The 20,372-nt window shown below is 44.3% G+C and carries 18 protein-coding genes; 14 read left to right on the top strand and 4 right to left on the bottom strand.

Annotation, left to right across the window (positions count from 1 at the left end; translation table 11 throughout):
- The first annotated feature begins 129 nt into the window (after nt 1-129).
- From BP95_RS0111025 to BP95_RS0111010, 4 genes are all read left to right on the top strand, one after another.
- Nucleotides 130-462, top strand: coding sequence for a PadR family transcriptional regulator (locus tag BP95_RS0111025; protein ID WP_021254132.1), 333 nt, complete (start codon nt 130-132; stop codon nt 460-462).
- Between the two features lie 2 nt (nt 463-464).
- The gene (locus BP95_RS0111020; protein WP_021259638.1) at nt 465-1,037 is read left to right on the top strand and encodes a hypothetical protein; all 573 of its coding nucleotides are present in this window, start codon (nt 465-467) and stop codon (nt 1,035-1,037) included.
- 251 nt (nt 1,038-1,288) lie between these two features.
- Entirely contained in the window at nt 1,289-1,825 is a 537-nt protein-coding gene (locus BP95_RS0111015; protein WP_021254134.1) for a pyridoxamine 5'-phosphate oxidase family protein, read from the top strand.
- A 13-nt stretch (nt 1,826-1,838) separates the two neighbouring features.
- Nucleotides 1,839-2,582, top strand: a complete 744-nt coding sequence (locus tag BP95_RS0111010) for a YggS family pyridoxal phosphate-dependent enzyme (RefSeq protein WP_028532171.1) — start codon at nt 1,839-1,841, stop codon at nt 2,580-2,582.
- An 85-nt stretch (nt 2,583-2,667) separates the two neighbouring features.
- Here the strand turns inward: BP95_RS0111010 and pdxR are convergent, their stop codons facing one another.
- Nucleotides 2,668-4,098 carry a MocR-like pyridoxine biosynthesis transcription factor PdxR gene (gene pdxR / locus BP95_RS0111005; protein WP_028532170.1) on the bottom strand — a complete coding sequence of 477 codons (1,431 nt, stop codon included), beginning with the start codon at nt 4,096-4,098 and terminating at the stop codon, nt 2,668-2,670.
- Nucleotides 4,099-4,289: 191 nt separating this feature from the next.
- On the opposite strand from pdxR, the gene glyA reads away from it, so the two are divergent.
- Complete coding sequence (gene glyA, locus BP95_RS0111000; protein WP_028532169.1) at nt 4,290-5,549, top strand: serine hydroxymethyltransferase; 1,260 nt, start codon at nt 4,290-4,292, stop codon at nt 5,547-5,549.
- A gap of 90 nt (nt 5,550-5,639) precedes the next feature.
- Here the strand turns inward: glyA and BP95_RS0110995 are convergent, their stop codons facing one another.
- Nucleotides 5,640-6,203 (bottom strand): CGNR zinc finger domain-containing protein, encoded by a 564-nt coding sequence (locus BP95_RS0110995; protein WP_021254138.1) that lies wholly within the window; start codon nt 6,201-6,203, stop codon nt 5,640-5,642.
- Between the two features lie 251 nt (nt 6,204-6,454).
- Between BP95_RS0110995 and BP95_RS0110990 the strand changes: the two genes are divergently transcribed.
- The 7 genes from BP95_RS0110990 (at nt 6,455) to BP95_RS0110960 (ending at nt 16,233) form a co-directional block, all read left to right on the top strand.
- Complete coding sequence (locus BP95_RS0110990) at nt 6,455-7,606, top strand: epoxide hydrolase family protein (protein WP_028532168.1); 1,152 nt, start codon at nt 6,455-6,457, stop codon at nt 7,604-7,606.
- A gap of 199 nt (nt 7,607-7,805) precedes the next feature.
- Nucleotides 7,806-8,126 carry a hypothetical protein gene (locus BP95_RS0110985; protein ID WP_139170632.1) on the top strand — a complete coding sequence of 107 codons (321 nt, stop codon included), beginning with the start codon at nt 7,806-7,808 and terminating at the stop codon, nt 8,124-8,126.
- A gap of 870 nt (nt 8,127-8,996) precedes the next feature.
- Nucleotides 8,997-10,370 (top strand): extracellular solute-binding protein, encoded by a 1,374-nt coding sequence (locus BP95_RS30130; RefSeq protein ID WP_231515091.1) that lies wholly within the window; start codon nt 8,997-8,999, stop codon nt 10,368-10,370.
- A 2-nt stretch (nt 10,371-10,372) separates the two neighbouring features.
- A complete protein-coding gene (locus tag BP95_RS0110975; protein ID WP_028532166.1) occupies nt 10,373-12,148 on the top strand; it encodes a sensor histidine kinase in 1,776 nt (591 codons plus the stop codon).
- Between the two features lie 20 nt (nt 12,149-12,168).
- Nucleotides 12,169-13,752: a response regulator transcription factor gene (locus BP95_RS0110970; RefSeq protein WP_021254143.1), complete on the top strand. Its 1,584-nt coding sequence runs from the start codon at nt 12,169-12,171 to the stop codon at nt 13,750-13,752.
- 175 nt (nt 13,753-13,927) lie between these two features.
- Nucleotides 13,928-15,034 (top strand): hypothetical protein, encoded by a 1,107-nt coding sequence (locus BP95_RS0110965; protein WP_028532165.1) that lies wholly within the window; start codon nt 13,928-13,930, stop codon nt 15,032-15,034.
- A 407-nt stretch (nt 15,035-15,441) separates the two neighbouring features.
- The gene (locus BP95_RS0110960; protein ID WP_231515090.1) at nt 15,442-16,233 is read left to right on the top strand and encodes a YdcF family protein; all 792 of its coding nucleotides are present in this window, start codon (nt 15,442-15,444) and stop codon (nt 16,231-16,233) included.
- 107 nt (nt 16,234-16,340) lie between these two features.
- Here BP95_RS0110960 and BP95_RS0110955 read toward each other — a convergent pair whose 3' ends face one another.
- Nucleotides 16,341-17,390 (bottom strand): 2,3-butanediol dehydrogenase, encoded by a 1,050-nt coding sequence (locus BP95_RS0110955; RefSeq protein WP_028532163.1) that lies wholly within the window; start codon nt 17,388-17,390, stop codon nt 16,341-16,343.
- A gap of 235 nt (nt 17,391-17,625) precedes the next feature.
- Here BP95_RS0110955 and BP95_RS0110950 point away from each other — a divergent pair, with 235 nt between their 5' ends.
- Together BP95_RS0110950 and BP95_RS33840 are read left to right on the top strand one after the other, a co-directional pair.
- Entirely contained in the window at nt 17,626-18,654 is a 1,029-nt protein-coding gene (locus BP95_RS0110950) for a LacI family DNA-binding transcriptional regulator (RefSeq protein WP_021254147.1), read from the top strand.
- A gap of 99 nt (nt 18,655-18,753) precedes the next feature.
- Nucleotides 18,754-18,885, top strand: a complete 132-nt coding sequence (locus BP95_RS33840) for a CatA-like O-acetyltransferase (RefSeq protein WP_081819863.1) — start codon at nt 18,754-18,756, stop codon at nt 18,883-18,885.
- Between the two features lie 78 nt (nt 18,886-18,963).
- Here the strand turns inward: BP95_RS33840 and BP95_RS32400 are convergent.
- A protein-coding gene (locus BP95_RS32400) for an IS3 family transposase (RefSeq protein ID WP_155987224.1) occupies nt 18,964-20,318 on the bottom strand; the annotation gives its coding sequence in 2 pieces (ribosomal slippage) (nt 18,964-19,865 and nt 19,865-20,318; 1,356 coding nt in all).
- Between the last annotated feature and the right edge of the window lie 54 nt (nt 20,319-20,372).

Below are 20,372 nucleotides of genomic sequence, written 5' to 3'. Positions count from 1 at the left end.
TGGAGGTTTTTTGATTGGGAGAATGATGAATGATACCTTACTTTAAATTATACATTGCTTTATAAGGTATAGATCGTATATACTGTTCCTGTACCTAATAAAGTAAGGTATCAGCGAGGAGTGACTTTGTTGAACGTCGATAAGGAAATATTGCGCGGTTACATTGATACGATCATCCTGAGTCTGCTGTATCATCAGGATTTGTACGGATATGATTTAAGTAAGGAAGTGAAGAAGCAGAGCCAAGGTTCCTTCGAACTGAAGGAAGGCACGCTGTATCTCTCCTTCAAGCGTCTTGAGAACAATGGATACGTGACAAGCTATTGGCAAGAGGGAAGTGCGGCAGCTCGGAGAAAGTACTATCATCTCACCGAATCGGGCAGAGCCTATTTGAGTCATAAGAAGGCAGAATGGCTCTTTATGAAGCAATTAATGGATCAATTTTTAGAAGGAGTGGAATGATCATGACGATGAGCAAAGATACAGAACATAAAATGAAGCAGTTCATTAAGCAAAATACACAATTAAACATGGCAGGCAGTGATGAACTAACATACTTTGAGAAACTGGTTCAAAAAGCGAACGCAACGTTAGGAGAAGCGAAGAAGCAGGCAGCCAAATTCAAATGGACATCACAGAAAAATCGGGAAGCGCAAGAAGATCTGATGGGTTATATGTCCGATTACATTCAAGACCTTGTCGCCGAAGAGGGAATCTCTGAAGCGGATGCATTCGAGCGTGCGAAGGCCGCGTTCTCTGTGGAGAATCCAGATAATCCGCTGCTGCACAGTGAAGCGAAATGGCTGCATTATGGGGAGCCTGCTGTTGCGGAGGCGATAGGTCTCTACTACGGCGCGTTCATGTTCATTGGCTTGGCACTTGGTGCGCTTGTTGGCGTTATTCTGCAAATGGTCGTCCTGAAGGAGGGGATAGGCGTGTTGTTCTTTATCGTCACAGGTATTGGCCTAATGCTTGGCTTGGCACTCGGAATGATGAAGAACGCACAAATCAGCTTGGGGCGGGATCGAATAGAATAAGCTGGCAGTTCATGTGGAGCCAGAGAGAACCGGAATGAATGACTTTCATTCCGGTTTTTTCATGGAGTGCGCCTAGCCCATGCTAAGCGGAATAGAACTAAACACGGATGCGCTCCTTATCAGGTTTGACGAAGAGGGATCGCTTACTGTCTAATATGGATTGCATTAATTATATGTTTATGGACATTTAACCTCATTCCAATGGCTGATAAACTCACATCATAATCATTCAATTCAATAGAGGTGAAGCCATGAATGGAGTACGTTACAAAATAAGAGAAGTGTTGGATAAGAGCAGGATTGAGACCTTTCTGCGGCAAGCTCGAATTGGACATCTTGGAATGGTCGATGGTCATCTGCCGTATGTTGTTCCTCTTAATTTCGTTTGGACAGATGGCAAGCTTTATTTCCATGGAGCCACTGGCGGGAGAAGAAATCAGGTTATAGGTGAAAACCCGGAGGTCTGCTTTACGGTTTGTGAAGAGTACGGGACGATTACAAATCCGGTGCCAGCCAAGACGGACACAGCGTATATGAGCGTAATGATTTTTGGCAAGGTACAGCCTATCGTCGATCTGGATGAAGCTACACATATGCTGCAGGAAATGATTGATAAGTATGTGCCAGATTACTATAATCGTCCATTACCCAAGCAGCACGTGGACAAATACCGATCAGCTGTATTCGGTGGCCCGGTTCAGGTGTATCGAATAGATCCACATCATATTACCGCCAAAGAAAATCCGATTGAAGAGGGGAAAATGTTTGAGCCTGGAAAAACGGTGTAAAGAGGGAAGAGACATGGGACATTTAGTTGAAGAGAATCTCAGAACCGTAAGGCAGCAGATGGAATTGGCTTGCCAAGCATCCGGGCGCAAGGTAGAGGACGTGAAATTGTTGTTGGCAACCAAAACTGTTCCGCTTGAAAAATTGCAAATGGCCATACAAGCGGGGGAGACTCTATTTGGGGAAAACAAAGCGCAGGAACTTCGGGACAAATTTCCGCTTATGCAGCAATCTAATCAGGTGGAATGGCATTTTATCGGACATTTGCAAACGAATAAAGTGAAGGACGTTGTTAAATATGTTACGCTCATTCATTCTGTAGACCGTCTGAAATTGGGGCAGGCCCTGGACCATCAACTCGCCAAAGAGAACAAGACTATGGATATTCTGGTGCAAATCAACACTTCCTACGAAGAAAGTAAATTTGGTGCTTCCCCGGAAACGGCACTGGAGTTGGTGGAACAATTGTCCCAGTTCGACACGTTGAACGTGAAGGGCTTAATGACGATTGGAAAACTAAATGCGACAAACGACGAGACCCGTCACTGCTTCCGATTATTAAAATCGATTCAAACCCAAGTTAGGGAGAAAAAGTTTCCGCGTGTAGAAATGGATATCCTCTCGATGGGCATGTCTGGTGATTTCAAGGTGGCTATCGAGGAAGGGGCTACTATCATCCGCGTAGGGACAAGCGTATTCGGGCAACGTTACTTGCCGGACAGCTATTACTGGAACGAAAATGCGCGCCAGGACGATTAGGAGAGAGACAGGAGAGCGATTACGAACACAACATTTTCTACATGGTTGATGTGAGCAAGCGAAGGTCGTGACGGGGATGCTTGGCTTATAAAAGCATCCCCGCAAGACGATAAATTCCTTCTTCAATAGCTGCTTCATCTACTTTCGCAAAACCGAGTACCCAACCTTTTCGATCACTTTCCAAGCAATACGTGCTCAGCGGATACACGCGGATTCCCTTTTCGAACGCTAACTTTGTCACGGCTTCCTCATCAAACGATTTATCAGCCTCAAGAAGCATATGCAATCCCGTTTCTACGCCGCTTAGTGTGAAGTGGTCGCTCAGACCTGTTGCGATAATAGCCTTCGTCATGGCTTCATGTCTACGACGATATACATTCCGAACTCGTCTCATATGACGCATAAAATGACCATGCTCGATAAAATGAGTAAGTGTTAATTGCTCCATAATCGGCAGATGCCGATAGGTTAATTCATGGACTTGGGTAATTTGACGAATGGCCTCTTTGGATCCGACAATTGCCGATAACCGAATGCCAGGAGCGACCATTTTGGAGTAACTCATCATATATAGCGTGTTCTGAGGTCGCTGACTGAACAGCGTCGGGAGCGGGTCACCGCGATATCGAAATTCACTATCGTAATCATCCTCAACAATCCAGAACCTCTGCTCAGCAGCCATATGTAACAATTGCTGCCTGCGCGGCTCCGACATAATTGCTCCAACCGCACACTGGTGCGATGGCGTAACATATATAAGTTTGGACTCAGGATGAATGCGGTCAACGCATAGTCCGTGTTCGTCAACCGGAACGGATTCAACTTGCATGCGCCGATACTTCATCACCATCCAGGCAGCAGGGAAGCCGGGATCCTCAACTGAAACCGTTTCTCCTTGCTGTAACAGAGCTTGGGCAATCAAATCAATGCTATGCTGTGCGCCTGAGGTCAAGATGATTTGATCGACATCCACATGAACTCCCCGTTCAAGCGACAAATAACGTTGAATCTGCTCTCGCAGCGGTAGAAATCCATATGCATTTCCGTAAGCCCAATTGTCCAGGTCTGTTTCTGTAGAGGCGTGCAAAAAGGAGTGTCTCCAATTTTTTCGGAAATGCTCGTCTAGGTATGGCTCATGAGGAGTGAAATCGATCTCTACTTGACGATGATCTTTATTTCCAAACCAATCGTGTAAATGTCCGATTCCCGTGTTTAATGATGGCAATTCAGGAGGGATCGGCCCTTGTGTGGCAGCATCTTCAGAAGGACGAGTTGCATATGTCCAATCGCTAACTCTTGTTCCGCCGCGACGAGAGGTTACGGTATACCCGCGGCTGAATAATTCCTCGTAAACAATCTGGATGGTTGAGCGTGAAACACCAATCAATGGAGCGAGTTCACGGGTTGGGAGCAGTAATTCCCCTGGAGGCCATTTTCCGGATGTAATATTATGTATCGCTTGATCCAGAAGCTGCTGCCAGATGGGACGTTTATCATTTCGATTGACTTGTAACATTCAGACAACTCCCGCGTTTTTGGCATGATTATGGATTGCTATAATTACTCAACTATGGATATTAATCAACACTCCATTGATTGGTATACTAGCACGACAATTGTTGATTGTGCAACACAACTGAATTCTCTTCTTATGGCGGAAATATCAGATTTCAATAGTGAAATAGACAGGTAGAGAGGAAGATGATCATGAATTATTTGGAGCAGCAAGATAAAGCGGTGGCTAATGCAATTCGGCAAGAGCTTACACGGCAGCGGGATAAAATAGAACTGATTGCATCGGAGAATTTTGTAAGCCGAGCTGTCATGGAAGCGACGGGCACAGTACTGACCAACAAATATGCTGAAGGGTATCCGGGAAGAAGATATTATGGCGGATGTGAGCATGTCGATAGGATCGAGGAACTTGCCATTCACCGAGTTAAAGAGCTTTTCGGTGCCGAGCATGCCAATGTGCAGCCTCACTCCGGTGCACAGGCGAATATGGCGGTATATTTTGCATCAGTAAAGCCTGGTGACACGATATTGGGCATGAGTTTATCCCATGGCGGCCATCTTACACACGGGAGTCCGGTGAATTTTTCTGGAAGATTCTATAATTTTGTTTCTTATGGTGTCGATGAACAAACAGGGCGCATTGACTATGACCAGGTGCGAAAACTCGCCCATAAGCACCTTCCACGCATCATCGTGGCTGGTGCCAGCGCCTATCCACGAACGATCGAATTTGAGTTGTTCGCCCAAATCGCGGCCGAAGTTGGGGCTCTTTTCTTTGTAGATATGGCACATATTGCAGGAATCGTTGCAGCAGGATTGCACCCAAACCCGCTGCCACACGCACACTTTGTTACGACGACCACGCATAAAACGTTAAGAGGGCCAAGAGGCGGTGTCATCATGTGCCGTAAACCATGGGCGCAAGCCATTGATAAAGCGATATTCCCTGGATCGCAAGGCGGCCCACTTATGCATGTTATCGCGGCAAAAGCGGTTGCGCTAGGCGAGGCATTGCAACCGGACTTCAAAACGTATATAGCAAAAACGCTTGAAAATGCTAACGTATTGGCGGAAGCGCTAATGAATGAAGGGTTAACCGTTGTATCGGGGGGGACAGACAATCATATTGTTTTGGTTGATTTGCGCGCAATTGGACTTACGGGCAAAGAAGCAGAATCCATACTCGATGAGGTGGGGATTACGGCGAATAAAAACGCAGTTCCTCATGATACGGCCAGCCCGTTAGTAACGAGTGGCATTCGCTTCGGAACTCCTGCAATGACTTCACGAGGATTAGGACCCGAGGAGATGAAAGAAATTGCCCAGCTTATTGGACTGGCCTTTAAAAATCCCAAGAGTTCGACGATTAAAAATCAAATACTAGAAATTGTACGTGAAATGACGTCTCAGTTTCCTTTATATGAAGGACTTCATTCGTTAGATAGCATGTAAATTTGCTTCATTGCAGGAAGGCCGGTAAGCGGAAACCTCACGTCCGGTCTGATGCGAAGGGCTGGGAAGCCAGCCCTTTACTCTACTCCATTACAGCGACGATTCGTTTTTATGTTTATGGCGGAAGGTCTTATTCTTCGCTCGATTTCCGCATGCCTTCATCGAACACCATCTCCCCGTTCCGGGTCTGGATCGATCCACAAATACCCACTGGCAATCCTCTGCTGTACATACACGTATGCGATGCCACATCTTCGTTCGTCTCAGTTCGTACACAATAATGAGTAGTTGAGCTAATCCTTTAGCTGCATTTACTTGCAGAGGCACAAGCTGCTCTCCATTCTCCTGGAACACGAGCCCGAACTGGAAATTCTTCGTAAGCTGCTCCAGCTTAACCTGTTCTACATTTCCATCGTGCTCGTTGTTCACTATTGTTTTGCGAAGTTCATTGCGAAGCTCGCGCGCCAATTGCAATTCTTCCTCTGAAGCAGCATTATCTGATTCTGTGATAAGCTGGTGCTGCAAGAGCCACTCGACTAAACGGCTAGGCTCTGTTAAATGCTCGATCCCGGGATCTCCCTCGTACCGCGTTCGTCTATCCTGTGTATTGAAGAAATCAGCAATTATTTCAAGCTGATCATATCCATTCGTCATCTGCTCAACCACTCCTATTGACACATCGTTAACTAACTATTAAGATTTATTTACTAGTTGACTAACTATTTAAACCGTTTTACTGGTTACGTTCGTGAGTTATGTCTTATACGTGCTTCTTGATTTCTGATTTCATTATCAGTGTATCACTAGGTTGTTCTAAATTATAGATTTGATGAACTCGCGGCCTAGCTTCCTCAAGTCTTTTCTATCTATTCTCGTATTTATTCTGCCAAGGAGCGAAGATAACGATGAACATGAATCCTTTCACTGTGAGTATTTCAGACGAAGAGATTGAACAATTGAAGCAAAGACTGCGAATGGCGAGATGGCCGGATGAAATCCCAGGAGCAGAATGGGATTACGGGATTCCAATATCGTATATGAAGGATATTGTTCATTATTGGCTGCATGATTTCGATTGGCGCATGGTGGAACGGCGTATCAATTCCTTCTCTAATTACAAAGCGACGATTGACGGGACAGACATTCACTTTGTGTACGAAAAAGGGAAGGGAAGTCGCTCATTACCAATTCTAATTCCCCACGGCTGGCCAAGTACATTTTATGAGATGCTGGATCTGATTCCGTTTTTGACACAGCCGGATAACGATGGAGGCAATGATTCCATCTCCTTCGATGTCATAATTCCTTCGATTCCGGGGCATGGGTTCTCGAGTATACCATTGGGGCCGGGTTATGAGGATAGACAGGTCGCGAATGTGTTGGTCAAGTTGATGGAGGGGCTGGGCTATGAGCAGTTCGGGGCACATGGCTATGATTTGGGGGCGAGCGTACTTGGCTTGCTATGCTTGGATCATCCGGAGAAGGTCATTGGGTATCATACGACATCACCGGGGAATCCGAGTCCTTTTATAGGGAAGGGCATGGAGATGTCCGAGGCTGAGCGGGCCTTTCTTACATGTGGCGATCAGTGGTATCGCGAAGAGGGCGGGTATGCGCATCTATTGGGGACGAAGCCTCAGACTGCGGCGTATGGACTGCATGATTCTCCTGTAGGTCTGGCAGCCTTTATTTTGGAAAAATGGTATTACTGGACGGTAACCGAAAAGGGTGAGCGGTTAGAGCAGTTCAACAAGGACGATTTGCTGGCAAATGTCTCAATCTACTGGTTTACCCAGACGATTAACGCGGCGAACCGCTATTATTATGAAGGCAGGCATATCAAGTGGCCGAGTGAAGGTGAGACATGCCCTGTACCGCATGGCGTTTCGTTAACGAAGACGCAGCCTCATGAGCGTCCGCCGCGAGAATATGTGGAGCGCTTGTTCCCGAACATCCTGCAATGGAATGAGCTGAATACAGGTGGGCATTTTGTTGCGCTGGAGCAGCCGGGGCTGGTTGCAGAATCGATACGTTCATTTTTTAATATTAGATCATAGTAATAGCCCCAGTGAAGGGGGAAGTAACTCCTCTGAATTCATTGGGTTTGTAACCCCATACTATAAAAGGAGGAAGGTGCACGAATTGAAAAGAAGGCTGATCCTACTTGTAGCAACAATATGTGTTTTTCTCGTTGCTTTTCTGATATGGCAGAGTTATTCAGAATCAAATGATTTCTCATCAATGGAGGGGGAGATCATGATCATGCAGCAAATGAATCCGACTGAAACACCTATGTACAAGTTTAATCTGCAGACAGATGCTCTTTTACCGTTTCATAATAATTTTTTCGAACCGCATTATAGTGTTAATAATGGGAATAAGCTTCTTGCTGTCATTCAAAACGGGGATGAGCAAGATATTTATGAAATTGAAGATGATAATGCTAGTTACTCGAAAAGAGAGAAAATAATAGCGGGAAAGAACATTCAATTTCCAAAGTCAATTCCTGGCCGTCATGCCATTAGCTTTATAGAAGAAGGCGAGTTGAAGGTATATGATAGAGACACGGGGCATTAACTTCCATAGCCTCGCTTGATAGTGGATATCTATACTATGATTGGCTTGATTCCAATCGGGTTCTTTTTACCGCACAAGATGAACAAAAGTCTCCGCACATTATGTCGTTCAATCTTACGAATCATCAACTAGATGAGTATAAATCGAATGCTTCTAATCCCTCACTTTCCTACAATAAAAAATATATTGCATACCAGCAGAGTAACGAAACGAACGTTGTCCATATTGATTCCATAACAGGTAATGATCATTCTACGATACAGGTTGATACGCAAGGTGTGCTGCCATATAAACCATCTCCTGATGGAAAATACCTATTAACCAATATGTATACGAATAGCATTTCTAATGTAGTTATTATTCATATCCCTACTGCTAAAATAAAAACTCTTTTACGTTCAACCTGGGCAGAGTATCTGGATTGGAAGTTGTAGGACTCGATGGTGGCTGTACTCAGGAGAAGAGCATATTGTACGACCGCGAAACCTCTTTTCGGTATCTATTTCAATTAGACCGGGAAGAGTTTTTTTGTATTTGTATCATACATAATATAAATATTGCTGAGAAATATTGTTTGAAGTTCAAATTTTATACTATAATTTGAATTAGGACTTGTGTCGCAATCGAAATGGTTCTGTAGGAGGGATCGTAGAAGCTTCTCAATTACATGGGGAAATAAAAAAAATCGAAAGGATGATTTTTGTAGTGTTGAGCAGCGGTAAATTTGTAAATAGATTCATGCTGATAATTTACATGCTAACCCTTCTTGTGTTAGGCCTATTTTTTATACCCAAGTTCAACCCAATTTCAATCAGTTCTGAGAATAAAGAATTGCGGGATGGAAAAAACATAGCCATTGTGATCAATAGTTTGAGTTTTCCGTTTCCGGCAGGCTTGGATGAAAATCAAAATCCTTATTTGGATTACATTAAAAAACATGTCGGATTGAATGTCCGTGTCGAACTGCCGCCCGTACCCAGTTATGAAAAAACGATCGACACCATCATTTCGATGGAACAGAATCATCCCGATATGATCAGCATCAATTCCCCGATCCAATTTGCCAAATTCGTGACGCAAAATAAACTCCAACCTCTCGATCACTGGATCAATGAATACGGAGCAGATTTAAAGCGTCTCATACCGGAAGAATTATGGGACCGCGTTCGGTATGATGGCTCGATTTACGCAATTCCGAGTGGTCAGCAGGTGAAGGGGAGAGAAATCATCTATATCCGCAAAGACTGGCTGGATAAACTGAACCTGCCGATACCCGTAACGCTGGAAGATTATAAGGCAGTAATAAAAGCATTTTCGGAAGGCGATCCTGACGGAAACGGAAAGAGAGATACATACGGCTTTACGATGATGAAGGATTTGTATCATTCTTCACCGCTTTTTGGGGCGTTCGGAGTTCAATTGAACCAATGGACGGAACGAGGGGGGAAGCTCGTCTATGGCAACGTTTTGCCGGAAATGAAGGAAGCGCTCTCATTCTTTGCTGAGCTTTATCAACAGGGATGGATTGATCCGGATTTCCCTATTTACCGTAGAGAGGTCATGAACGAAAAAATAATAGAAGGGAAGGTTGGAATGTTTTCCGGAGCTTGGTATGATACACGCGGAGTTATTGCTCAAAGCTTGATGAAAGATTCGAAAGCGAATTGGATAACCATTGACTATCCGATTGGCAAGAAAGGGAAGCAGGGAGTAGGCGCATTGAATCCAGTATTCGGGTATCAAGTGGTTCCAAAAGGGAGCAGTCATGCTCGCGAAGTCATTCAATTTTTAAATTTCATTGCAGGTAAAGGCAGAACCTCACTAGTTCTGGGATTTCAAAATCAAGTGTGGGATTGGAAAGACGGAAAAATTGTCAGCAATTTTAATGAACATGATAAGCACCTGTATAGAGGCATATATTCTGCACTGGTGAATGTGGACACACGGTGGCTGTTGCGTGCACGCAATGATTCCTACGGCAAAAAATTTCGTCTCAACGAGAACATTGAAAAATTGGAAAAGCATGTCGTACAAGATGCATATGGAGGCCCACCTCCTCTTACCATTGTAGGAAAATGGAATGAACTTTATTCATTGCAGGAAGTCTTCGTAAAAATCATTCTCGGCCTAGAATCCATGAATTCATTCGACGACTACGTAAAACGATGGTATGAGAGCGGAGGCACAGAAGTTACGCAGGAAGTAAACGATTGGCATGAATCGCATAAAAAAAATAGGATGTAGCCATGAAACTATTCCAACGTGCGCATCATAAGTTTCTGCAAACCTCGCAATTACGGCTCAGCATCTATTTCTTCATTGTGCTTCTGCCGCTAGTTATCATTAGCTTGTACGTCAATAACAGAGCGAACCAAATTATTATTCAAAAGACGACAGAACAGACTCAAGATAAGGTGGAGTCTGTTATGAATAACCTGGAATTGTCGTTGCATCATTTTGAGACGTTAACCAATCTAATTGCGGCGAACCACAACATTAATGAGAAACTTAGGGTGCATGGGTCGGGGATGTCACCTCGTACAATTGTACAGTACTCAGAGCTGCTGCAAGAGCTATGGAACATTTCGGCGGTGAGCCTGGTGGCTTCCCAGATCACGATTTATCAGATGGAAACCCATACGATGATATCTACGAAATATGGAGGAAAGAGAATCGAATCTGCAACCGAGCGAGAAAGTTTCGCCTATTTAAATCGACTTGCGGATCAAGCGAGTACTTTCCTTATGCCCCAGCCCAAAGAGGGGGTAGAACCTGTAATCACAGATTTAGTGGAGGTAAACTCAATATCTCTTGTCAGAAGGATGAATGCCTTCCCTGATGAGGACAAAGCAAGTTTACTAATTGTGACTTTACATAAAAATGCTCTTCAGACACTTATAAGCCCGCTGTTGAAATCTGAGTTGACTAGCTTGAAAATAACGAACAGAGAAGGAGACCCCATTTTGACCGTTCCTAATACCGATTCAGGAGGACAGCAAGATGGGGATATACTCGAAGTGAGCATGGAGTCATCTAGCTATCCAATCCGGCTGGAAGTATTTCGGCCGATCGAAGAGATTTATCAAGAAACGAAAACAATGAGACAATTTACCTATTTAATCATAGCGTGCAGTTTTGTGCTTTCCATGCTTATATCTTGGGGTGTTTACAACCGCATAGCTTCCCCTTTAGGCAGATTAAAGCATGCGATGAAGGGGTTAATCGGAGGAGATTATGATATCCGGTTACACACAAGAAGGAAGGATGAATTTGGTTATTTGATGGACTCGTATAATCAAATGGCCGAGCATCAAAAGCATCTGATTCAGGATCATTATGAGCAGCAACTTCGCATTGCCCGCACGGAGCTCACGTTTTTGCAATCTCAAATTAATCCCCATTTCTTATATAATACGCTGAACTCTATATACTGGACGGCTCAAAACTACGAGGCAGAGGAAATAAGCGAGATGGTGCTGAACCTGTCACACTTTTTCCGATTAAGCCTTCATAAAGGGCAAGATACATTCACGGTAGAGGAAACGATTACCCATCTAAACTACTACTTACGCATCCAGCAAATTCGCTTTTTACATGGCTTTCATGTCGTGTATGAGATACACCAAGAAACGAAAACGATCCCTATATTAAAGCTGCTATTGCAGCCCTTGGTTGAAAATGCAGTTATTCATGGACTGGAGCAGATGAAGGGCGATGGGTTGTTGATCATTTCGAGCTTCTTGAAGCAGGGGAAATTGATGATAACGGTGCAAGATAACGGAAGCGGAATAAGTGAGCAGCGCCTGCAATCCATTCATCAAGTGATTCAGGAAATCGACGGCAAGTCGGCTCCTTTATCTTTTTTGGAATCACCAGAAACGGAGCTATATGGCTTGCGCAACGTTTGTTCCAGAATGAGGATGTTCTACGGCCCTGAAGCGTGCATCCGATTCGAAAGCCAGTTAGGAGTAGGTACAACAGTAACTCTTGAGCTGCCTTTATCAAGTACGACAGATGAATAATGAAATAAGGAGAGGATCGCTTGAATCTTCTTATTGTAGAAGATGAAATTAGATTTTTGCAAAATCTGCTTCACATGCCCTGGGAAGAACACGATATCGAAGTAGTAGGGTCGGCGAATAACGGTGCTGAAGCTCTCGCTCAGATACAAATGAAGCAGCCCGATATTATTTTAATGGATATTCAAATGCCCGAAATGGACGGTCTTTCCTTGGCGAGTCAAGTGGCTCGGGCTTATTCGAACACGAAAATCATCATTTTAAGCGGTCATGACAATTTTTCCTATGCGCAGACGGCGGTGGAGCTTGGCGTATACAAGTATTTGCTCAAGCCTGCTGCTGAAATGGACATTCTCCAGGCTGTAACGGACGCAGCCCGATGCATTCAAGCAGAGTTGATGGAGCGAACGCGTCAACTAATGATGCAGGAGCAATGGACGCAGTACCTCCCCGTCCTGCATCAGCATACGATTCGCAATCTAGCATATGGACGATATCAGATAGAAGAGCTGGAAGCTTCCTGTGTTTCATTAGGGCTTCATATAGACATGGAATCTCGTTATGCGGTAATCGTTCTGGACGTGGACGAATATGTCTGTTCCAGCAATGAAGATGGCATGACCTTGGATAATCTCGTGCATGTTATTCGAGATATACTGCCGACTCCTGATTTTTATGTATGCACGGAAGAGGATAAAACCATTATTGTGATAGGGAATACGGGAGCGCTGGAACATACTCCGCAGCAGATGCTCGGGATTCACGTGGCGATGGAGAAGCTCATTCGCAACATCAAGCAATGTCTTGGCATTGACGTAAGCGCGGGAATTAGTGGAGGAACCGGAAAGATAGACGAACTGCTGCCATTATATATTCAAGCCAAAAAGGCGCTGCAAAATCGGGTCGTTTATGGAACAGGAATCGCAATTCCATATGATGAGCCGCTCCAAGCTGAGTTCAATAATCGTCCGGATTACGAGCACGAGGACAAGCAGCTAGAGATGGCATTGGAGACGATGGATCAAGAACTTGCCATGCGAATGATTTCGAACATGTGCGAGGCGGCGAAGAACAACTCTGCTTCGTATGAAATTATGATGGAGCAGTTAATGTACATCGTTGGCGTGTTGACGCTCTTTATCCGCAAACGCGGATGGTCTGTACAGGATGTGACAGGAGCGGATTTCGATTTTCTCTCGAATGTACAATCACTTACGACGCCAGAGCATATGTACGATGTATTGCATCGTGCTGTAAGAAGCATAATCACATATGCAGAGAGCCATGACAGGAAGGTTACCCATACCACTGTTCAAGCGATTATTGAGCTGCTTGAGGCGGAACAGGATCAGGAATTTACCTTGCATACGATCGCTGATCGTTTTTATGTGAACGCCTCCTATTTAAGTCGCTTATTCAAGCAAGAAATAGGAATGTCATTTACCTCATATGTTCTGGAACGCAAGATGGAACGGGCGAGGACGGCGTTGATGAATGGGGCGAGAGTGTATGATGCTGCCGCCATGATCGGATATCGAGACGTCAGCTATTTTACTAAAATATTCCGTAAATACTGGGGCGTAACGCCAAGCAGTGTAAAGAAATAAATATTACTCTAGGGAATAGGCTGAATGTCATTTTTCAACCGAATATTGTCATCATTGTCTAGTTCCAGAGTCTCGCAACTCCTTGTATGCTTCTGTAGAAACAATTAAATGGTTCATAAAGGGAATTAAGTGAATTGTTGTAAAACTACTAAACTAAGGATAAGGAGTCGATGTTATGAACATGAAGCCAAAGAAGAAAAGAAAGGCTTGGTTTGCAGGGGTGCTGACGATTACGTTTACCTTGAGTTTGTTCGTTAATTTGTTCTCGACACCAGTGATTAGAGCGGCAAAAGACGTTGAAGAAAATGAAATGGATAGCATTGCGATGGATCGAAGTGACCTGTCAGCAAGAAATATGGTGTTTTTATACAGCGGTCATTTTGGGGACGGTCAACGGTACATTCCATATGAATCGGCAGAGCTTGAACGTTTGGATACGGTGAGGCAATTTGTTATTGCGATAGATAATAAGACAAACAAAATTGACAATTATAAAGAGAGAAATATGATTGATGATGTAAATGAAACGGTGCAGACAATCGTGGACACGAACAGCGAATATAAAGTACTTGTTTCTCTGCCAGCACACGATGTATCGAGCAAGTTAAATGTTGATCAGTTATTCGATGAATATGTAAGCTATATAAAGGAGTTAAAACGAAAGCTTGGTCCAAATTGGGACTCGGTAACTGGATTTTATTATCCAAACGAAGCCATATACTTCTATGGGACTCAAAATTACAGCTACTCGCAACTTAAAAATCAATCGCAAGTTCAGTTGTTGGAAAAACTTTCGGAGTATATAAAGAACAGTGACGACGTAGACGGAGCTACTTCTTTTGCATGGGCTCCCTATTATGGTTTTGGCCCTAATAGGGAAAAGATAGTGGAAACAATTGCATACATCGTGGACGAGACAATGATCTTTGATGATGTGTATATTCAACCCCACTATTATTTTGACAAAGACAGCGCAATAAATTTGCAGCCAATTTACGATAGCGTGAAAGAAGGAAGAATATATGGGGATGGTGGTCGGTTGGTTGCAAAGAATCATTTAGATAAAACGAAAATCGGAATTCAAATGGAGATTGATTCAGGGTATTTTACCGATACAGGGAAAAGAGAAAGGTATGACCAGACAGTTGATAAGTTCAAGGAACTTCTAGGCGAAAAAGGGCGATTCAGCTTTTACATGGGATCTAAAGGCTTAATAAATCGATTTAATATTCCATACTTCAAAGAAATACTAGATAAAGTAAACGAATTCTATACAAAATGAGTTTATGCAAGCCGATTCCTCTATTGTGAAGGAATCGGCTTGTTTTATTTTTGGGCGGAGGATTGCTGGGATTATCTGCATCTTGTTAACAGTTGGCAAAGCCATGAATGTCTCATCGTGATCCATTTCAATAATGACGGGGGAAAAGGGTTGCAAAAAGGAATGAATTGCTTACAATAGTAAGGTTGGAAAGGGAGTGTATGATGAGTTTTTTTAGTTTGATTCTATTTGGGCTTTTTGTTTTTTTATTTATCAGGGAAAAAAGACGGATCAGTCTTTCATTCCTGTTCATGGCGGCTGTAGCAAATTTATTCTTGGACGTGGTGGCCTTTTCTAACCAGATTCCGTGGGTTAACATAATTATAGCCGCGGTTATCCTTGCCTCTATTCCTTTGAGCGTACTGTTTGTGAGTATATATTTGCTGCTTAACGGACGAATTATGCTGAAGAAGGAAAGCAAGAAGCTTGCGAATATGTTGTCACTATTATTGAGTCTCCTGATCTTTGCGATGATCGGCATGTTTTTCTACATTTTCTTTATTTCGTATAATAATAAATTTGCTGTTTTTTATCTCGGGACGCTGCTCATCTTCATGTACTTTTCCTTTGTATTCGTCAGCTTTCTGACGTATGCGATCTTCTATCATTACTGGAAAATATGGTACAAGCCCGATTTCATTATCGCGCTTGGCTCTGGTCTAATCGGAGGGAAACGAGTCCCGCCGCTTCTAGCGTCACGTTTGGATAAAAGCATTGAACAATATATGAAGTATCATCAAGTGCCTAAAATTATCGTGTCGGGCGGCCAAGGGCCGGACGAATTGCTTAGTGAAGCAGAGGCAATGAAGAAATATATCGTGGCGAAGGGAGTTCCAGAGCAGGACGTGCTTATGGAGGACAAATCTCGCAACACGATGCAAAATATGCTGTTCTCGAAGGCCATTATGGACGAGATGAAACCCGATCATAAAAGCATCTTCGTCACGAACAACTATCATGTATTTCGGGCAAGCATTTATGCGCGGCTCGCGGGATTGAAGAAGTGTGAGGGTGTTGGCGCGAAGACAGCAAGATATTACATGCCAAGTGCGTTCATCCGCGAGTATATCGGTATCATTATGATGTACAAATGGTGGCATCTTGCAGTGGTATCAATGATCGTATGTTTTACCGTCTTGCTGTTGAGAACGGCATTATGATGGAGAAAAGATCGAGCAAGGGGAGCTGATTAACCCCTGACTCGATCTTTTGTTTTATTTCAGTATGACTTTGAAGCACCCTAAACCTTCGTGTTTTTGTTTACGGATTATTGCGGCTTCACCATAATCTTTACTTGGTTTTTCTCTTTCAAGAGCGCCTCGAAGCCATGATCAACGACTTCATCCAATTGAATGCGCTTCGTTACCAGCTTCTCTGCTGGGAAGTAGCCTTGCTCCATCAATTTGATAACCGCAGGGAATACATTGCGGTAACCGATGATGCCTTTCATTGTGCGTTCCTTCGTTACAATTGCATTCGGTTTAATAGTAGCTTCTCGCTCGAAAATGCTGACGATCATCACTTCACCGCCGAGCTTGGCTGCATCAATGGCATTGTTCAGTACAGCAGGAACTCCCGTTACTTCATAAGTGACATCCACGCCGCCGCCTGTCCGTTCGCGAAGCTCCTTCACGACATCGACTTGCGAAGGATCAAGTACAATGGCTCCGAGTTCTTCTGCTTTTTGCTTACGCTGCTCGGACAGTTCAATTGCATAGATCTCCGATGCGCCGGCAGCCTTCAATGCTTCGATAACAAGCAGTCCAATTGGGCCTGTACCGAATACGGCTGCACGATCCCCAACTTGAAGCTTGCTTTGACGAACTGCATAGAGAGCTACTGCGGAAGGTTCAACAAGCGCGCCTTGCTCGTAAGAAACGCTATCTGGAATCTTATGCACCATGTGCTCGTCTGCTGCTACATATTCGGAGAAGCCTCCACCGCCGCCAGCGAGACCAAGGAATCCCATCTTGTCGCAGAGGTTATACAAGCCTTGCTTGCAGGCTTCACATTCACCGCATGTGAAGATCGGCTCTACAACAACGCGATCGCCCTTTTGGAATTTGGTTACACCTTCTCCAACCTCGACGATCTGTCCAGAGAATTCATGTCCCATAACGATTGGAGCTTTCTCTCCAGTTAGAGGATGGGGAGTGCTGTCTGAAATGAAGATCGGTCCTGCCGTATATTCATGCAAGTCGCTGCCGCAGATGCCGCAGCATTCGACTTTAATTTTTACTTTGCCTTTACCGGCTGCTGGTTCTGCAATGTTCTCCACGCGCAAATCTTTGACGCCATGCCATCTTAATGCTTTCATGTGCTCATCTCCCCAGAAGTATAGAAATGAAATACTGTATGAAATGGAAACGGGAAAATATTTTCGGAAACGTTTCCGATATTAAATATGTCACACTCTTAGTGTGATGTCAATCACAGTCTTCTACTGCAGGAAGATCAGGTGAATAATGTGAATGCAGATGGTATGATACAGAAATAAGGCTTGGCTGGAATGGTGGAAGCAATTCCACTTGTAACGAGAGGGAGATGTACCAGTGGTTCAGAGAAAAGTCACAATCGAGGATGTTGCACAGCGAGCAGGGGTCGGATTGGCAACCGTATCGCGTGCAATCAATGACGCAGATGGCATTAGTCCGAAGACGAAGGCCAAGGTGATGCAGGCGATTGAAGAGCTGGGCTTCGTGCCGAACTCCTTCGCACGCAGCCTTAAGGTACGGCAGACGAAGCAAATTGCGCTAGCCGTTCCCGATATTCGCAATGCCTTCGTTCCGGAGATTGCCTATTCCGTCGAGCAGGCGGCCAAAAATTACGACTACCGTGTCGTTCAGATCAATACATTAGGGAATGCACGAGCAGAGCTTGAAATACTTAGGGAAGTGAAGAAGCTTCATGTAGACGGTCTGATTGTCCTGCCGCTAGCTTACCCTGCAACGCTGCCTGACTTGATTAATAAATCGAGCATTCCGATCTCCGTTATTAACTATGGGAAGAAGCTCGGTGACGATGTGAAGGCGGATATCGTCAGTCTATCTACGCAAGAGGGCAAACTTGTCATGGAGCATTTCATGAACATAGGCCGGACGCGGATTGCGTACGCAGGTGCGCCGAAGCATATCATTGAGGAGCGTTTCTTTGCCTACGAGGATGCCCTCCCGCAAGTAGACAGCTCTCTGGTCTATCTCGGAGATGATTTCTCGATGCAAACGGGATTGAAGGCAGCCGATTATTTCTCAGGTCTAACGAAAATGCCGGATGCGATCTATGCGGGCAATGACATGATTGCGATGGGACTACTGAACCGATTCAAGGAATTGGGGATCCGCGTGCCCGAAGACATTGCGATTGTTGGCATTGATAATATTTTGTGGGGAACAATTACGACGCCGCGGCTTAGCTCTGTGTCGATCATGGGAGCAGAGGTTGCCAGAGTAGCGACCGAACTGCTGCTTAATCGTATCATCGAACAGAAGCGCGGTGTATATGAACGAGTGCAGTTTGAGCCTCGTCTCATTGTTAGGGATTCTAGTGTGGCGATGACGCGCAGCTCGCAGCAGTTGGACTGATCTATATCTTGATGTACATTCAATTTGAATGTGTTCAATGAGGGAACGTATTTGCCGATCATCACATTTGGACAGTATTTCGGGTAAACGGGTCGAGTCCTGCTGCCCGTATCCTTGCAGCTGCATCATGTGGTGTGCGGCGGGTATCATGCAGGCTTATTAGTTGGCGAGCTGCAGCGATTGGCTGATTATAGCAAGGAATGGATAAATGATCCGAAGGAATACACATGATTGAGCAAAGTAATGAAGCCGTTGGAAAGAAGGCCATAATTATGAAGTGACCCCCAAAAGTTAGACACGGTTATTTCATCAAGCAGCTTTCTCAAAATGAGTTCGGTACTGTACCGGACTCATTTTTAATTTTGCCTTCAACCGTTTAGTATTGTAGTAATCAATATATTTTTTCAGTTCTTCCTTGAAATGTTCCACATTTTCAAACTCTTTGTAGTACAAAAACTCCGACTTGAGAATGCCGAAGAAATTCTCTATGACGGCGTTGTCGTAACAATTCCCTTTTCGTGACATACTTTGGAGAATGCCTCTCGACTTAAGCGCATAGCCATACTGCTTCATTTGGTAATGCCATCCTTGATCTGAATGAAGAAGAAGATGGTGCTCCTCCGGCAGACGCTCCAGTCCTGCATCCAGCATCTCAGATACCAGAGAATATGTTGGTCGTGAACCAATGGTATAGGTGATAATTTCCCCGTTGTATAAGTCCAAAATAGGCGACAGATACAGCTTTTCTCCAAATAACTTAAACTCCGTGATGTCCGTTACCCACTTCTCATTTGGCGCTTCCGCCGTGAACTGGCGATCCAGATGATTCGGTGCAGTCTTGCCGACAGCCCCTTTATATGACTTATACTTTTTCATGCGGACTAGGCATTTAAGCCCCATCTCTTTCATGAGCCGCTGAAGCTTCTTGTGGTTCACTTTCCACCCACGGATTGCCAATTCATCACGAATACGACGATATCCGTAACGTCCATCATGTTCCGTGTAAATGGACTGGATCTCAGCTCTCAAATCCGCATTCGGATCTGATTGGTTTGTACGCTTTATAAGGTTGTAATAGGTGCTACGCGGGATACCAGCCAGCTGTATGAGTGCCTTCACCGGATATTTATGCCTCAGTTCCCAGACGGTTTGTGCTTTGTCCTGTTTGGTGGTTGTTCCTTGTTTCGAACTAAGGCATTCAACTTTTTTAGATACTCATTCTCCATTTCAAGCTGCTTGATACGTTCTTCGAGCGCTTCGACAGACCCTTCAACTACGGATCGTTTAGTAGACGAATTGGATTTTTCCTTCATGGATGGACGCCCCTTCTTTTTTGGCTCAAGGGCTTCTAAACCGTCTGTCTCCATCTTTTTCTGCCAGGAATGCAAGATGGAAAAGTTCGAAAGGTTGAATAGAGCAGCGGTATCCATGAGAGAAGCTTTTGATTGAGCCATATGATTAAGTACGTCCAGTTTAAAGCTTGCCGAATAATTTGTATAGCCGTTAGTAAAGGCAGACTCACCATGCATCTCATAGAGCTTCAGCCAATATTGGAATTGGGACTTGTTAACGTCCATTTCGTTTGCGTATTCTGTCTGCGATAGAAGATCAGGGTTGTACCCTTGAATTATCGCCAATTTCCTATCCTTCGTAAATTTAGTCATAAAAAACTGCACCTCCAACTGTTAGAGTGTGTCTAACAATTGGGGTGCAGTTCA

The organism is Paenibacillus sp. UNC217MF (genome assembly GCF_000686865.1).
Taxonomy (GTDB): Bacteria; Bacillota; Bacilli; order Paenibacillales; family Paenibacillaceae; genus Paenibacillus_B; species Paenibacillus_B suaedae.
This window is presented reverse-complemented; position numbering and strand designations above follow the sequence as displayed.

Excerpts from the sequence above, each read along its gene's own strand:
- BP95_RS0111020 (WP_021259638.1), top strand. The coding sequence starts at position 465 with ATGACGATGAGCAAAGATACAGAACATAAAATGAAGCAGTTCATTAAG.
- BP95_RS0111015 (WP_021254134.1), top strand. The coding sequence starts at position 1,289 with ATGAATGGAGTACGTTACAAAATAAGAGAAGTGTTGGATAAGAGCAGG.
- BP95_RS0111010 (WP_028532171.1), top strand. The coding sequence starts at position 1,839 with ATGGGACATTTAGTTGAAGAGAATCTCAGAACCGTAAGGCAGCAGATG.
- pdxR (WP_028532170.1), bottom strand. The coding sequence starts at position 4,098 with ATGTTACAAGTCAATCGAAATGATAAACGTCCCATCTGGCAGCAGCTT.
- glyA (WP_028532169.1), top strand. The coding sequence starts at position 4,290 with ATGAATTATTTGGAGCAGCAAGATAAAGCGGTGGCTAATGCAATTCGG.
- BP95_RS0110995 (WP_021254138.1), bottom strand. The coding sequence starts at position 6,203 with ATGACGAATGGATATGATCAGCTTGAAATAATTGCTGATTTCTTCAAT.
- BP95_RS0110990 (WP_028532168.1), top strand. The coding sequence starts at position 6,455 with ATGAACATGAATCCTTTCACTGTGAGTATTTCAGACGAAGAGATTGAA.
- BP95_RS0110985 (WP_139170632.1), top strand. The coding sequence starts at position 7,806 with ATGATCATGCAGCAAATGAATCCGACTGAAACACCTATGTACAAGTTT.
- BP95_RS0110975 (WP_028532166.1), top strand. The coding sequence starts at position 10,373 with ATGAAACTATTCCAACGTGCGCATCATAAGTTTCTGCAAACCTCGCAA.
- BP95_RS0110965 (WP_028532165.1), top strand. The coding sequence starts at position 13,928 with ATGAACATGAAGCCAAAGAAGAAAAGAAAGGCTTGGTTTGCAGGGGTG.
- BP95_RS0110955 (WP_028532163.1), bottom strand. The coding sequence starts at position 17,390 with ATGAAAGCATTAAGATGGCATGGCGTCAAAGATTTGCGCGTGGAGAAC.